This window comes from Psychrobacter immobilis (assembly GCF_904846175.1).
GTDB lineage: Bacteria > Pseudomonadota > Gammaproteobacteria > Pseudomonadales > Moraxellaceae > Psychrobacter > Psychrobacter immobilis_E.
The window spans coordinates 1-14,550 of record NZ_CAJGZM010000003.1 but is presented as its reverse complement, the minus strand read 5'-3'; the positions used below and the strand labels follow the sequence as shown (position 1 = coordinate 14,550).

Sequence of the window (14,550 nt, the reverse complement as noted above, 5' to 3'; positions counted from 1 at the left end):
TTTATGTAGTGAAAGCCTATTAATTATAACGGCTACTAATCTACTAATCTGCTAATCTACTAATCTGCTAATCTGCTAATCTGCTAATCTGCTAATGATATTAAAACTCTACCATACCCGCACGCAGCTGTTCAATCAGCTCCGAAAACTGCTGACGCCATTCACGGATGGTTGCCTCATCTGGCAACCATTGATTTGATAACGTCACCACATTCACAATCAGGTCAGGCGCTTCTTTAGTCTCACCATCTGCCTTGTCACTTATTACAGTATCAGGCAATACCGCATAGAGACAACGCTGATAAGCATGCTCTATATTGGCTAAAAAGCCTTGTTGCTGTAGCTGTTGTAAGCGCTGCACTTCAGGCGATACTTGGGTACGTGTGCTAAGTGCTTCTTCTATATCTGCCAATGTCGGCGCCGTCATATTCAAGCCATAAAAATGCCCAAGCTCTTGCACAAAAGCAAGATATGTCCCATATAAATGGAAAATAGCCGTTTCACAATGGGCTTGATATAACTGTTTATCGCTGGTATTACTTGCCGCCTGACAAGCCAAACGACAAAAATATAGCTTTTGATTGGTACGATCAGCTTGGTATTTGGCAACGCGATTCTTACCTGCCATGCGCCTTTCCTTTTTAATTATTAATGATGATGAACTGTTATTCAAACAGCCATGACTGTTTTATAAAGCTACTTTATTGCAGTGTACTATTTTCTTAAGTAACTTCCTAAGAAAATAAGCCGTTATGCTTCACTTTCTTAAAGGCGCAAAAAAGCCAGCAACTTAGGCTGGCTTTTTTATTAAGGAAAAAACTAAGCTTGATTTAGATTAATGATTGCCTTGATTAAGCTCTTGGGCAAACGCTTCATCGAAGCTTGCAAAGTCTGTGCTATCAGTACTTGCTGTCATATCAAACGCTGCATTCAAATCTTTATCTTGCAGTTTTTGCTCCGCTTTCTCTTTACGGGCTTTATGATAAGCAAGACCAGTACCGGCAGGAATCAAGCGACCAACAACGACGTTTTCTTTCAGACCACGTAGTTCATCCACTTTACCAGTTACAGCAGCTGCGGTTAGGACACGCGTTGTTTCCTGGAACGACGCTGCTGAGATAAAGCTTTCTGTTGCCAGACTTGCTTTAGTAATACCCAGTAGTTGACGCTCATACTTAACTGGGAATTTATCTTCCGCTTCCAGTTTAGCATTCAAGGCTTTGATATCAGCGTATTCAACCTGATCGCCTTTAAAGTGACTTGAATCGCCGCCATCCGTTACTTCAACTTTGCGCAGCATCTGACGAATGATAACTTCGATGTGCTTATCGTTGATTTTCACGCCTTGCAGACGATAAACGTCCTGTACTTCGTTAACGATATAGTCAGCAAGCGCGGTTTGTCCTTTCAGACGTAGGATATCGTGCGGGTTTTGTGGACCATCAGCGATAACCTCACCACGGGCAACGGTCTCGTTTTCGAAGACGTTGATTTGACGCCATTTTGGGATCAGCTCTTCATGAATCTCGCCATCTTCATTGGTAATGATGAAGCGGTTTTTACCTTTGGTCTCTTTACCAAAGCTTACCACACCTGACATCTCTGCCATGATAGCGTGATCTTTTGGACGACGTGCTTCAAACAAATCAGCAACACGTGGTAGACCACCGGTAATATCTTTGGTACCTGAAGACGCTTGTGGTACACGGCCTAAGATTGAACCGGCTGCTACTTTTTCACCGTCGCTGACACGAATAATGGTTTCAGCTGGCAAGAAGTAAACCACTTCTTTACCTTCGTCAGTGTTCAAGATAATCGCCGGACGTAAGTCTTTGGCTGAACTTGAACGGTCACGAGTCGCTAGAATCTCAAACGAGCTCATACCAGTCGCATCATCAACTTTTACCGTTGCTGTCAAACCATCAGTAATATCACTGAAGCGTGCGGTACCAGCGAACTCGGTAATAATTGGATGCGTGTGCGGATCCCATTTAGCAATGGTTTGACCGCCTTCAACTTGCTCTTCATTTTTCACAAGCACGCTTGAACCATAAGGAACCTTATAGCGCTCACGCTCACGACCAAGCTCATCAGTCAATGCCAGTTCAGCTGAACGCGACACGATAACCAAATGACCATCAGTATGTTGCACCGTTTTCATGTTTTCAAAGTGCACTTGACCAGCATTACGTGCTGAGATGCTGTTGTCCACAGACGCAGAGCTCGCCGCTCCACCAACGTGGAAAGTACGCATCGTTAACTGAGTACCAGGTTCACCGATAGACTGCGCCGCCATAACACCGACTGACTCACCGATATTGACTTGATGACCACGTGCAAGGTCACGACCATAACACTGTGAACAAACGCCATGTTCGATATCACAGGTAATCACTGAACGTACCCAGATATCATCAATCGCATTACTATCAAGCACATTTACCCAATGCTCATCGATCAAGGTACCCGCTGGAATCAGTACTTTATCAGCATCATCGTTATAGGTTACATCTCGAGCGGTTACACGACCAAGTACTAGCTCACCGAGCTTCTCAATGATCTCACCACCTTGAATATGCGGCTTCATGAGCAAGCCTTGCTCAGTACCACAGTCTTCACTGGTAATAACCAAATCCTGTGCCACGTCAACCAAACGACGGGTCAAGTAACCCGAGTTAGCGGTTTTCAGTGCCGTATCCGCAAGACCTTTACGTGCACCATGCGTTGAAATAAAGTACTGAAGTACGGTCAAACCTTCACGGAAGTTGGCTTTAATCGGCGTTTCGATAATTGAGCCATCCGGTTTTGCCATCAAACCACGCATACCTGCCAACTGACGAATCTGTGCTGCACTACCACGAGCACCAGAATCTGACATGATAAAGATAGAGTTGAATGATTTCTGCTCTTCTTCCTCACCTTTAGCATTCATGATTTTGTCAGTGGCCAAGTTGTCCATCATCGCTTTGGCGACTTTGTCATTGGTACGTGACCAGATATCAACCACTTTATTATAACGCTCACCGGCAGTCACAAAACCTTGCTCGAATTGATCTTCGATCTCGCGAACTTCGCCTTCTGCGGTTTCAATGATTTGCTTTTTCAATGGTGGAATGACCATGTCATCGATACCGATAGACACGCCAGATAGTGTTGCTTGGGCAAAACCAAGATACATCAATTGGTCAGCAAACATAACACTTTCTTTCACGCCAACTTTACGGTAGCAAGAGTTAATCAACTTAGAGATGTTTTTCTTAGTCATCTCTTCGTTACACTCATCGAACGACATACCTTTAGGCATGATGTTCCAGATAAGTAGGCGACCAGCGACGGTATCTTGTAACTTGACTTCTTTAGTCTCATTACCTTCTTCGTCGATATGAGTTTCAGTCACACGTACTTTAATCTTAGCGTTTACATGCAAATCATTTGAACCAATCGCACGCAATGCTTCATTAACGGTGGCAAAAATCATGCCCTCGCCTTTAGAATTGATTGACGATCGGCTGATATAGTACAGACCTAATACAACGTCTTGTGATGGGACGATAATTGGCTCACCGTTGGCAGGCGACAAGATGTTGTTAGTCGACATCATCAATACACGTGATTCAAGCTGTGCTTCTAGGGTCAATGGCACGTGAACGGCCATTTGGTCACCATCAAAGTCAGCGTTGAACGCGGTACAAACCAAAGGATGCAACTGGATGGCTTTACCTTCAATCAATACTGGCTCAAATGCTTGCAAGCCCAATCTATGAAGGGTTGGCGCACGGTTCAAGAGTACTGGATGCTCACGGATAACCATGGCCAGCATATCCCACACTTGTGGCTCTTCACGTTCTACCATCTTTTTAGCAGCTTTAATCGTCGTTGCTAAACCGTGTGATAATAATTTGTTATAAGTAAATGGCTTGAATAGCTCAAGTGCCATTTTCTTCGGTAGACCACACTGATGTAGACGTAGGGTTGGACCAACAACGATTACCGAACGACCAGAGTAATCAACACGTTTACCAAGTAAGTTTTGACGGAAACGACCTTGCTTACCTTTGATCATATCTGCCAAGGATTTCAATGGACGCTTATTACTACCGGTAATAGCACGACCGCGGCGACCGTTATCAAGCAAAGCATCGACTGATTCTTGCAACATACGTTTTTCGTTACGTACGATGATATCAGGGGCACTTAGCTCTAACAGACGCTTTAGGCGGTTATTACGGTTAATCACGCGGCGATATAAATCATTTAGATCTGATGTTGCAAAGCGGCCGCCTTCTAGTGGTACTAGCGGACGCAAATCTGGTGGTAGTACTGGCAAGATGGTCATAACCATCCATTCAGGCTTATTATTAGAATCACGGAACGCTTCTAATAATTTAAGACGCTTAGACATCTTTTTAAGCTTGGTTTCAGAACCAGTTTGCGGAATCGCTTCACGCAACTCATCAATTTCGATATCTAAATCGATGTCTTTTAATAAGTCTTGGATGGCTTCTGCACCCATCTTGGCAACGAACTCATCGCCAAATTCTTCAAGCGCTTTATAATAATCTTCGTCATCAAGCAGCTGATACTTCTCTAAAGAAGTTAAACCAGGCTCAGTGACGATATAGCTTTCAAAATATAGGACGCGTTCGATATCACGAAGCGTCATATCAAGTAACAAACCAATGCGGCTTGGTAATGATTTTAGGAACCAAATGTGCGCAACAGGGCTCGCTAAGTCAATATGACCCATGCGATCGCGACGAACTTTAGCAGTCGTGACTTCAACGCCACATTTTTCACAAATAACGCCTTGGAACTTACGGCGTTTGTATTTACCACATAAACACTCAAAGTCTTTTACTGGACCAAAGATTTTGGCACAGAATAGACCATCACGCTCAGGCTTAAACGTACGATAGTTAATCGTTTCTGGTTTTTTAACTTCACCATGTGACCATGATTTGATCACGTCAGGTGAGGCTAAGGTAATTTGAATACTATCAAACTCTTGGTTACCGTTGCCGGTAGGGCTTTGCATGATATCGAGTAAATCTTTCAAGTTGCTTCTCCGTTATCTTTATAATCATCTGACAGCGTGCTAGGAGCGCGGCTAAGATGAATGAAGGCAATGAATAGGGTTGAGACAAATCACTAAAAGCAGCAGCGATGCGCGTACTGCTTCTAGATTGACCACTAAGGATAATAATTAACTAAAGCTATGTTAAAGGTAGCTTCAGTCAGCCGTGCTTAATGGGTTTGCTTTAACTCAATATTGATACCCAGTGATTTGATTTCTTTGGTCAACACGTTAAACGATTCAGGCATACCTGGATCCATATATTGCTCACCATCGACGATGTTTTTGTACATACGGGTACGGCCTTCAACGTCATCCGACTTCACCGTTAGCATTTCTTGCAAGGTATAAGTCGCGCCATATGCTTCTAGTGCCCAGACTTCCATCTCACCAAAGCGCTGACCACCAAACTGAGCTTTACCACCAAGTGGCTGCTGCGTGACTAGTGAGTAAGAACCGGTAGAACGCGCATGCATTTTGTCATCAACCAAGTGGTTAAGTTTTAGCATATACATATAACCAACAGTTACTTTACGGTCAAACTTCTGACCAGTACGACCGTCATACAAGGTCTGCTGACCATCACGTGCCATACCAGCAAGCTCTAGCAAGTCTTTTACTTGATGCTCATGTGCACCATCAAATACTGCCGTACCCATCGGTACACCACCGCGTAAGTTATCAGATAGCGCCATGATGTCATCATCACTTAAGCTATCAAGATCTACTTGCTCGCCGCCCACTTTGTTATAGATTTGGTCTAAGAAATCACGCAAATCTTTAATCGCTGCTTGTGCTTTGAGCATACCATCAATCTTCTCGCCCAAGCCCTTCGCTGCCATACCTAAATGCGTCTCGAGAACCTGACCGATGTTCATACGCGATGGTACACCGAGTGGGTTCAAGACGATATCAACGGTATTACCATGTTCGTCATAAGGCATGTCTTCAACCGGCATAATGCGCGATACCACACCTTTGTTACCATGACGACCCGCCATTTTATCACCAGGCTGAATACGACGCTTAACCGCTAGATATACTTTAACGATTTTTTGTACGCCATGCTGTAAGTCATCACCAGCGGTCAATTTGCGTTTTTTCTCAGCAAATTTCACATCGATGTCTTTTTGCTTATCGACTAAGTACTCGGCGATTTGCGTTAGACGCTCAGATATTTCTTCTTCAACCGGTTGGATATCAAGCAAAGTCTCAAGGCTCATGTCTTTCATATCAGCCAATGCCATAACCGTACCAGCTTTTAGACCAGAACCGCCACTGACTTTTTGACCATCTAATAGATTACCAATACGACCACGAGCAGCTTCTTCAAAGATGCGTAGCTCTTCTTTTAAATCTTTGCGATAGCTATCAAGTTGTGATTTTTCAATCGCTTTTGCACGCGCATCTTTTTCAACGCCGTCACGGGTAAAGACTTGTACGTCAATAACCGTGCCTTTGCTTGATGTTGGAACACGTAAAGACGTGTCTTTAACATCAGCAGCTTTTTCACCAAAGATAGCCCGTAGGAGTTTTTCTTCTGGCGTTAGTTGCGTCTCACCTTTTGGCGTGACTTTACCAACTAAGATATCACCAGCATCGACTTCAGCACCGATATAAACGATACCTGCTTCGTCAAGGCTTGATAGAGCGGCTTCACCAACGTTTGGAATATCCGCAGTAATCTCTTCGGTTCCAAGCTTGGTATCACGTGCCACACAAGTCAATTCTTGAATATGAATGGTCGTGAAACGATCTTCTTTTACCACTTTTTCAGATAACAAGATCGAATCTTCGAAGTTGTAACCATTCCACGGCATAAATGCGATGCGAATGTTCTGACCTAGTGCCAACTCGCCAAGATCCGTTGATGGACCATCAGCTAAGATATCACCTACAGCAATAGCATCGCCTTGGTTAACGATGATACGTTGGTTGATACAAGTGTTTTGGTTAGAACGCGTATATTTAACTAAGTTATAGATATCAATACCCGCTTCACCAGCGACCATTTCATCTTCATTTACACGAACGACAACACGTGATGCATCAACGTCTTCGATCACACCGCCACGCTTAGCGATGACACAAACACCAGAATCACGAGCAACGTGACGCTCCATACCTGTACCTACTAACGGCTTATCAGCACGTAGCGTAGGAACCGCCTGACGTTGCATGTTTGAGCCCATCAAGGCACGGTTAGCATCATCATGCTCAAGGAACGGAATCAAACCTGCTGCTACCGATACTACCTGACTTGGTGATACATCCATATGCGTCACTTTTTCTGGCGGCATACGGACGAATTCACCATAGCTACGTACACTGACCATTTCATCAGATAACGCACCATCTTCAGTCATTGGTGAGTCGGCCTGTGCAATAACCGTACCGACTTCTTCAATCGCTGATAGATATTCAATAACGTCGGTTACTTTACCATCAACCACACGGCGATATGGCGTTTCTAAGAAGCCAAAGCTGTTGGTTTTAGCAAAGGTCGCTAGTGAGTTAATCAAACCAATGTTTGGACCTTCAGGCGTTTCAATCGGACATACACGGCCATAGTGGGTATCATGGACGTCACGTACTTCAAAGCCTGCACGTTCACGAGTCAAACCACCGGGTCCTAATGCTGATACACGGCGTTTATGCGTCACTTCAGACAATGGATTATTCTGATCCATAAACTGTGACAACTGACTTGAACCAAAGAATTCTTTAACCGCAGCCGCAACAGGTTTTGAGTTAATCAAATCTTGTGGCGATAAGTTATCAGATTCCGCTGAGCTTAGACGCTCTTTAACCGCACGCTCAACACGTACTAGACCAACACGGAATTGGTTTTCAGCCATCTCGCCAACCGAACGAATACGGCGGTTACCTAAATGGTCAATATCATCAACTTCGCCGCGACCATTACGAATTTCAATCAATTCTTTTAGGACATTAACGATATCGGCATTGGTCAAGACGCTACGACCGCGTTGAATATCAGCGTCATCGGTATCTACAAATTCAAGACCTAAACGGCGGTTAAACTTCATACGGCCAACGTTGGATAAGTCATAACGATCAGGGTTAAAGAACATGCTATCAAACAGTTTCTCAGCAGTTTCAACCGTTGGTGGCTCACCTGGGCGCATGACTTTATAAATTTCAATCAAGGCTTCTTCGCGGCTTGAGGTGCTATCTGCACGTAGCGTATCGGCAATATAACTACCTTGATCGATATCGTTTGTGAACAGAATGCTGAATTCTTTGATAGACTCACTGGCTTCAAACGCACTTAATTTGACCAACAATTCATGGTCAATCAGCGTATTGGCTTTAGCAATAACTTCATCATTAACGATGATATCTTCGGCTAAAATACGCTCGTATAAGTATTCATCAGGGATAGAGATTTTGGTCATACCCGCTTCTTCAAGCTGACGGATACGGCGAGCATTAATACGTTTACCCTGCTCGACAACCACGTCGCCTGCAGGCGTTACGATATCAAACTGTGCCATCTCGCCACGTAAGCGGTCAGCAACCAGATCAATCTCAAACTGCTCTTCGCCTTTATAAACCGCAACTTTATCAAAGAATAAATCTAAGATTTCAGAAGTGCTTAAACCTAACGCGCGTAGAATAATAGACGCCAATAGCTTACGACGACGGTCAATACGAGCAAAAACCAAATCTTTGGCGTCAAACTCAAAATCTAACCATGAGCCACGGTAAGGAATGATACGGGCGTTATATAGCACCTTACCACTTGAATGCGACTTACCTTTATCATGGTCAAAGAATACACCCGGTGAACGATGCAGCTGCGATACGATCACACGCTCAGTACCATTGATAATAAAAGTACCGTTGGCAGTCATCAATGGCATCTCGCCCATATAGACGCTTTGCTCACGGATATCTTTGATTGCCGCTTTGCTGTCTTTATCTTTGCTGTCTTTGTCTTTGATGATGAGGCGAATTTTGACACGCATTGGCGCAGCAAAAGTCGAGCCACGTAAGATACACTCACGCTCATCAAATTCAGGCGTACCTAAATAATATTCAACGAATTGTAACTCAGCATTACCAGAGTGACTCTCAATTGGGAAAATAGAGGAATACGCAGCTTGCAAACCAGTATTCTCACGAGCTTTTGGCTTTTTATGCTCTTGCAAAAATTGCTCATAAGAATCTACTTGGATAGACAACAAATAGGGAATGTCCATCACAGTAGGCAATTCAGCAAAACTTTTGCGAATACGCTTTTTTTCAGTATAAGAATATGCCATCGAGAGTCCTTACAGTAAACGTGGAAACAAATTGAAAGCGTGGCCAGCGTGCATCAATATTAGTTGATATTAATATTATGCAAACTTAGCGACGTAAACGATAATATAAAACGGTTATTCGTGCTCATTTAATGACTGATTATTAATTCACGCGTATAGTGCATGATTAACCCAGCTTATTTAAGCGTAAAATCGGCATCTAAACATGCCTATATGGGTGCTGACATTGCAAATTTCAATGTCGTACACTCTATAATACTTACAACCAAGCACTGGTATTTAAATACTATTGATTCTGTTGATAAATTCACTTAAAGTGTGGTTAATACCTTTAAAGCGTTGTTGATATCTTAAACAAGGGTGTTGCCTATAAAATTCAATTCTTACACTATCTAGCACTAAACAGCAAACTACTCACTATCTACCATCATAAGTAATATCGTCGCTGATATCTACCGTCTACGAGCCTACCTACTGACAGTAAAACCATGCTAAATAAATAACCTAAGATTTATAACGTTTCAGAATTAATGCTAATTGGAGTAACTATAAATTTTAGAGCAATGACTGTTAAAATCAATACAAACTATAGTGTTAATAGGAAAGCATGCGGACACAAAAAAACGCCAAACATCGATCGACGTTTAGCTTATATTAACTGACTTCAAAAATTACTAAGTGTGCTTGCGCTGTGTTTACTTGCATAGCTATCGTCTGTCCTTTTGATGGGTATCCACCGTGATGTTGCATGCGACTGTTGGCAGACACAAAAGGTCAAGCTACGAATTATAATAAAAAAAAGCTAGCAATGCAAGGCATTACCAGCTTTTTTTGTACAACACTAAGATAAGCGAGGCTTATTTTAGTTCAACAGTTGCACCAGCTTCTTCAAGTTTCTTTTTCAACTCGTCAGCTTCAGCTTTGTTTACGCCTTCTTTGATTGGAGCTGGAGCGCTTTCAACCAAATCTTTCGCTTCTTTCAAGCCAAGACCAGTAGCTTCACGTACGGCTTTAATTACGCCAACTTTCTTCTCGCCAAAGCTGGCAAGAACTACGTCAAACTCTGATTGCTCTTCAGCAGCAGCAGCAGGACCGGCAGCAGCAGGTGCAGCAGCGGCAACAGCAGCAGTTACGCCGAATTTTTCTTCCATAGCGCTGATTAATTCAACGATATCCATTACTGACATTTCAGCGATTGCGTTTAACACGTCATCTTTAGATAGTGCCATGAGAACTCTCCGTTATCTGATAAAAATTAATTGATTTTAATATCGCTTGGATTGCTTGCTAAATTTTCAAATAGGGTTAGCAATAAAGTGCAATCTGCGATGTCAAAGTTACGTTAAAACAAGCAATTATGCCGCTTCTTTTGCGTCTTTGATTGCTGCTACCGTGCGAACAAGCTTACTAGGAACAGCGTTCATAGTTTGAACAAGCTTGGTAACTGGTGCATTCATAGTAGCCATCAAGATAGATAGTGCTTCGTCGCGAGTTGGTAGCTTCGATACACGCTCTAGCTCTTCTGGACCATAAACAACACCACCGACTGATACCAATTTGGTCTCTAAAGCTTTGTTATCTTTGCTAAAGTCGAAAACGACTCGAGCAGCAGATCCCAAATCTTCCATAGAGAAAGCCAAAAGTAATGGACCAGTCATACGGTCTGACATGCTCTCAAACTTAGTGCCTTCAAACGCGCGTTTTGCTAGGGTATTTTTTACCACTTTCAAAACGACGCCTTTTTCACGGGCTTGTTCGCGTAGCTTAGTAAGCTTTGCAACACCAATACCATGATATTCGGCAGCTACTGCTGAGTAAGCATTAGCAGCAACTTCAGACACTTCAGCCACAACTTGTTGTTTTTGCTCTAGCGTTAATGCCATAAGTTGACTCCTTTAATCTAATCAATCTGCTAATTATTCAATATTTTAAAACCGAGGTTTTAAACAATTTGAACAACTCACTAAGACTGACTTGATACGACACGTTATTTATAAACTCTATAAAGAGTTTACTCATAACGACTGATTACGGCACCGTTATCAGAATGACGTTGAGTAATAGGTTGCCCTACTCGCTCTAGTCTTAAACTGGGTGGGCCACCGTCTGCGTAGGACAACTAAGATTTTCATCTGTCATCGATTAACAAAAGCAGCTCGTTGTTATTACAAAATAATCCGAAGATTATCAATAATAGCGCGAAACCGCTTTCTACCTACGGTCTTAGACAGCATAGCGTTTGCTACGCTGACCTAATTCTTTAAAATATTTTTATACCTTATTTGAAATCGTCAAATAAAGGTATCTATTTAATTATTTCGCTGTGCGATATGGAACTGGATCAATACTTAGACCAGGACCCATCGTGCTAGACAAGGTAATTTTCTTCAGGAAAGTACCTTTAGAAGTAGCAGGCTTAGCACGTCTCAAATCTGAAATCAGTGCTTCAGCATTCTGTATTACTTGCTCAGCAGTAAAGCCAACTTGACCGATAGTCGTGTGGATAATACCCGCTTTATCAACACGATACTGTGCTTGACCCGCTTTAGCGTTAAGAACCGCTTCAGCAACGTTAGGAGTTACCGTACCGACTTTTGGGTTAGGCATTAAGCCACGTGGACCTAGGATAGTACCTAATTGACCAACAACACGCATGGCATCAGGAGCAGCAATAACGACATCAAAGTCCATGTTACCGGCTTTGATTTGATCCGCTAAATCATCCATACCAACAATGTCAGCACCAGCTTCTTTGGCGGCTTCAGCAGCAGCGCCTTGAGCAAATACCGCAACGCGTTTGGTTTTACCAGTACCAGCAGGTAGATTGGTAGCGCCACGAACGACTTGGTCAGATTTACGTGGGTCAACGCCCAAGTTTACTGCGATATCGATAGACTCTTTAAATTTAAGAGCTGGTAAATCGTTTAGGATTTGAACCGCTTCTTCAATAGTATATAGCTTTTCGCTTTCTACACGCTCAGCGATTAATTTTTGACGCTTAGTAAGTTTACTCATTTACACACCCTCCACGGTAATACCCATTGAACGTGCAGTACCAGCGATGGTACGGACAGCAGCATCAAGACCAGCAGCAGTTAAGTCTGCATCTTTAGTCTTAACGATCTCTTCTAGCTGAGCACGGTCAACTTTGCCGACTTTAGCGGTGTTTGGTGTACCAGAACCTTTAGCGATACCAGCAGCCTTACGTAGTAAGTATGCAGCTGGTGGTGACTTCATGATGAAGGTAAAAGACTTATCGCTGTATACAGTGATCTCAGTAGGAATCGGTAAACCCGGCTCTTGGTTTGAGGTCGCAGCGTTAAATTCTTTACAGAACGCCATGATGTTCACGCCTTTTTGACCCAATGCTGGACCAATCGGTGGTGAAGGATTTGCTTTGCCTGCAGGCACTTGCAGTTTGATGTAACCATCAATCTTCTTAGCCATGAGATACTCTCCTAAATGGGTAATAGCGCCAAATCAACGTGGTATAAACCTTATTGACTAACAGCTCCCCGGTTGATGAATTTGTTACGGGTTTAGTCTAGCTTCTCAACTTTACTAAACTCAAGCTCGACCTGAGTCGGACGATTAAATACGTTTACGGTTAAATGTAGTTTAGACTTCTCGTAATCCACTTTTTCAACCAACCCCTTAAAGTCAGTAAATGGACCATCGATAACCAACAACTCTTCGCCGGGCTCAAATAGAGTCTTAGGACGTGGGTCGGTTTCAGTCTGATTTAAACGGTTTAAAATGCGATCAGCTTCTACTTCGGTAATCGGCGCTGGTGTTTCTGGCGTACCGCCAACGAAACCCATAATACGTGGGCAATCTTTTACGATGTGCCAAGTATTGTCGTTCATTTCCATCTGGATCAATACATAACCCGGAAAGAATTTACGCTCACTCTTACGTTTTTTGCCGTCTTTCATTTCGACGACTTCTTCAGTAGGTACCAATACATCACCGAAAAATTCAGCGAATTCACTACGATTAATACGATCAGTTAATGAACGCTGTACTTGCTTTTCATATCCTGAAAATGCTTGGACAATATACCAACGCATATCACGCTCCTGATCATTAAATTTAAGTCGTTATCAATACATTTTGGAAAATCATGCCAATACGCGTGATTAGCCAATAAATATGCCAACGAACCAATTAAAAAAATTGTCTAGTAGCCAAACAAGAAAACCAACAATCGCAATCATGACAATCGTTTGCCACGTGTACTGAAAAGTTTCGTCTTTGCCAGGCCATGTCACACGGCGTAATTCGACAGCAGCATCTTTTAATAGAGTTTTAAAAGCAGTACCCTGATGCGTCATTGCCAAACAAACCAATGCCAACACAAAAAGCGCAACAATAATACCAATACGTACCCAGAGGTCATTAGCAGGTTGCCAATAGCCAGGTAGATATTGATTAACTAAAGTTGCACTAATTAAAACAGCTGCGGCAAGTAGCCACAAGATCACATCTTTTATTGAACCTGTCTTAGCAACTTCAACAGCAGTCGTTTGATTGCCCGCTGAAATATGCTTATCTTTAGACAGTATTCCACCATCAAGTGCCTTGGCATCAGATAACTTATTATCGAGGTTATCTTGACTATTGCTCATAAAGAACTCACTTCGGAGATGATGGGGTATGACAAAGATGTGATAAAAAGATGGCAGGCGATGTAGGACTCGAACCTACAACCCTCGGTTTTGGAGACCGATGCTCTACCAATTGAGCCAATCGCCTATGGGTGTAAAGGACAGCATTATACAATATTGAGCATAGAATGCAAGCATTTAGGAATAAAATTCTTCTATCACTCTCATATCGCTGCTCTTAAAGCTTATTATTTAAACACTTTGTATGCATCATAATCTTAAAAATTTAACATAAAAGGTGCTCATAAGCTGCAGCGTTAATATAGCAAGCTCGCTTAAAAATTACAATAGATAGTAAGCTCCTTTCAAAGCGTATTTTATAAATACATTTGAGTTAGTATGGCTTTCCTGTCTGCCCTACTCTGCAACGATTCATTTTAATCATTTATTGAAATAAAGCGCAAAAAAAAGCCACCCTTTATCAGGATGGCTTTTTTCTTAGAGCTTAACACTGTCAGATTGCTCTGATAGTATTAATGCATCAATAGTTACTGGGTTACTTAGCTAAGTACGTTAGCAA

Annotated in this window: 9 protein-coding genes and 1 tRNA gene; all 10 read right to left on the bottom strand. The window is 42.6% G+C overall.

Annotated elements, in window-relative coordinates:
- Nucleotides 1-100 precede the first annotated feature (100 nt).
- Nucleotides 101-628: a DUF6586 family protein gene (locus tag JMW39_RS04650; RefSeq protein ID WP_201544325.1), complete on the bottom strand. Its 528-nt coding sequence runs from the start codon at nt 626-628 to the stop codon at nt 101-103.
- A 207-nt stretch (nt 629-835) separates the two neighbouring features.
- Nucleotides 836-5,056, bottom strand: coding sequence for a DNA-directed RNA polymerase subunit beta' (gene rpoC / locus JMW39_RS04645; RefSeq protein WP_201544324.1), 4,221 nt, complete (start codon nt 5,054-5,056; stop codon nt 836-838).
- A gap of 188 nt (nt 5,057-5,244) precedes the next feature.
- Nucleotides 5,245-9,363: a DNA-directed RNA polymerase subunit beta gene (gene rpoB, locus JMW39_RS04640; protein ID WP_201544323.1), complete on the bottom strand. Its 4,119-nt coding sequence runs from the start codon at nt 9,361-9,363 to the stop codon at nt 5,245-5,247.
- Nucleotides 9,364-10,220: 857 nt separating this feature from the next.
- Nucleotides 10,221-10,592: a 50S ribosomal protein L7/L12 gene (gene rplL, locus JMW39_RS04635; RefSeq protein ID WP_201544321.1), complete on the bottom strand. Its 372-nt coding sequence runs from the start codon at nt 10,590-10,592 to the stop codon at nt 10,221-10,223.
- 126 nt (nt 10,593-10,718) lie between these two features.
- Nucleotides 10,719-11,246, bottom strand: coding sequence for a 50S ribosomal protein L10 (gene rplJ / locus JMW39_RS04630; protein WP_201544320.1), 528 nt, complete (start codon nt 11,244-11,246; stop codon nt 10,719-10,721).
- A gap of 430 nt (nt 11,247-11,676) precedes the next feature.
- Complete coding sequence (gene rplA, locus JMW39_RS04625) at nt 11,677-12,378, bottom strand: 50S ribosomal protein L1 (RefSeq protein WP_201544319.1); 702 nt, start codon at nt 12,376-12,378, stop codon at nt 11,677-11,679.
- On the bottom strand, nt 12,379-12,810 hold the full coding sequence (rplK, locus tag JMW39_RS04620) for a 50S ribosomal protein L11 (RefSeq protein ID WP_068405081.1): 432 nt from the start codon (nt 12,808-12,810) through the stop codon (nt 12,379-12,381).
- A gap of 92 nt (nt 12,811-12,902) precedes the next feature.
- Nucleotides 12,903-13,433, bottom strand: coding sequence for a transcription termination/antitermination protein NusG (nusG, locus tag JMW39_RS04615; protein WP_201544318.1), 531 nt, complete (start codon nt 13,431-13,433; stop codon nt 12,903-12,905).
- 69 nt (nt 13,434-13,502) lie between these two features.
- A complete protein-coding gene (gene secE / locus JMW39_RS04610) occupies nt 13,503-13,991 on the bottom strand; it encodes a preprotein translocase subunit SecE (RefSeq protein ID WP_201544317.1) in 489 nt (162 codons plus the stop codon).
- Nucleotides 13,992-14,042: 51 nt separating this feature from the next.
- Nucleotides 14,043-14,118 (bottom strand) — tRNA-Trp (locus JMW39_RS04605).
- Nucleotides 14,119-14,550: the final 432 nt, after the last annotated feature.